At 31.8% G+C, this 1,580-nt stretch carries 2 protein-coding genes; both read left to right on the top strand.

Features of this window, described 5'->3' with window-relative positions:
* Window positions 1-123 precede the first annotated feature (123 nt).
* A complete protein-coding gene (locus Q0945_RS15840; protein WP_299436582.1) occupies window positions 124-690 on the top strand; it encodes a hypothetical protein in 567 nt (188 codons plus the stop codon).
* Between the two features lie 254 nt (window positions 691-944).
* The gene (locus Q0945_RS15835; RefSeq protein ID WP_299436579.1) at window positions 945-1,256 is read left to right on the top strand and encodes a hypothetical protein; all 312 of its coding nucleotides are present in this window, start codon (window positions 945-947) and stop codon (window positions 1,254-1,256) included.
* Window positions 1,257-1,580: the final 324 nt, after the last annotated feature.

The raw sequence follows: 1,580 nt of genomic DNA, 5'->3' as shown, positions 1-1,580 counted from the left end.
AATTTAAGAACAGGCCTAGTTCAAACTATTTTTTTGCCTTCCAAACGACTGAAAAAAATCTTTTGAACGGACAAAAAAGACAAAAAAAAAGGTCAACCTATTTCAGTATAATACAAAAAAAATATGATTATACCGAAATTCTTATTTCATTATTACGAACTCGACAACGGACCATTCCGAAATATTACCGAGCATGGTTATGAAAAAGCTGAAAAAATTCAAAATCAAATCTCGAAAGGTTGGAATAGCAAAAGGCCTGAAAACTATATTGAATTAAGGTTGGCATTAGAAAAGAGAATTAAAGAACAATTAATCTCAAAAGGTGGAAAACCTAATCGAAATGACCCTTTCTATTTTACATTGGGAGAATGTAACTGGGCAAAATCTTGGTATGTGAATCCTGGTGTCATAAAAATTCCTTTAACCGAATTTAAACCTGAACATATAAGTTTTACTTATCCAGATAGTATGGTCTCATTTCAGTTTTACGATGAGCCAAAACTCGCAACTTATAGAAAAGATTGCAACGGACAAGTTTTCTTGTTGGACGAAATGAATGACCTAATAAATGATTACGGAATCCCATCGGATGAAAAGTGTATGACAGAAGAAAGATTCAAATATGATAAGTACATTGAAGCTCAAGTATGGGACGATGAAATAATAAATAAATATAAAAACAAAGCCTAACACCGTGTATAATTAATGGCTAGTTCTCGCTTCCTTACGAAAATCCTCGCGGATTTTCTATTCGGTTTGTATTTGCTAAATTAGTTGCTGAAACACGCAACGAAATCATACACAAACACGTTACCCCTAATGGCTGACCTGAATAAATGATAAATACTTTACGAATATTACTGTTTTTCTCTTTTTTAATCATCACATCATGTGTCAGCAATTCCAATCAAAACCCGATATATGGTGATTGGAACGTCCAATTCATGTATGTAAATGGAGAAGATTTTGTTGGATATTATGAAAATGAACTAGTTTATTATTCTAAGCTAGCTAAAATCACACAGGATAATCAACTAATTGTTTTTTTGGACGACGACAGTCAAAAAGTTATAAAAGCCCAATTTGAGTTTAATTCAAATGGAGATTCAGTTAAAATAAAATCGAAATTAAAAAATTTATACGGAGATTTTAAGGTTAATATTACGGAAGACAAAGGAGCTTTATTAATGAAGTTAGAATCGGATAATGGTAAAATACATTTGAAGCGAATTAATGCTCAAATTAATCTTCAATAAATGAATTGTTTTTTGTTATTTGAGAGCAATATTGACCATACGATTGGAATAAAAAACTGGTTACAACACAACCTATAAACAATACGGTCTTCGGGCTTAATCGAAAGGTTTGTGTATTTTTATAGAGTCCGCAAAATCTTTTGGATTTTGCTCTGGAAAGGAAAAAATAAATCAAAACAAAAAGATTTCGCTATGTGCGTGGCGGATAGCAAACGCTAGTTTGCTCCCGTACTGTTCATAGCTCAACCGTTACCCTTAATGGCTGACCTGAAAAATTCTGACTGAATTTAATATTCTAAAAAAGAATCTTACTTGTCTAAATTT

Origin of the sequence: uncultured Maribacter sp., from assembly GCF_947500405.1 — a bacterium.
Taxonomy (GTDB): domain Bacteria; phylum Bacteroidota; class Bacteroidia; order Flavobacteriales; family Flavobacteriaceae; genus Maribacter_B.
Note: the sequence above shows the minus strand (reverse complement) of the source record. Positions and strands in the feature narration are given on the sequence as shown.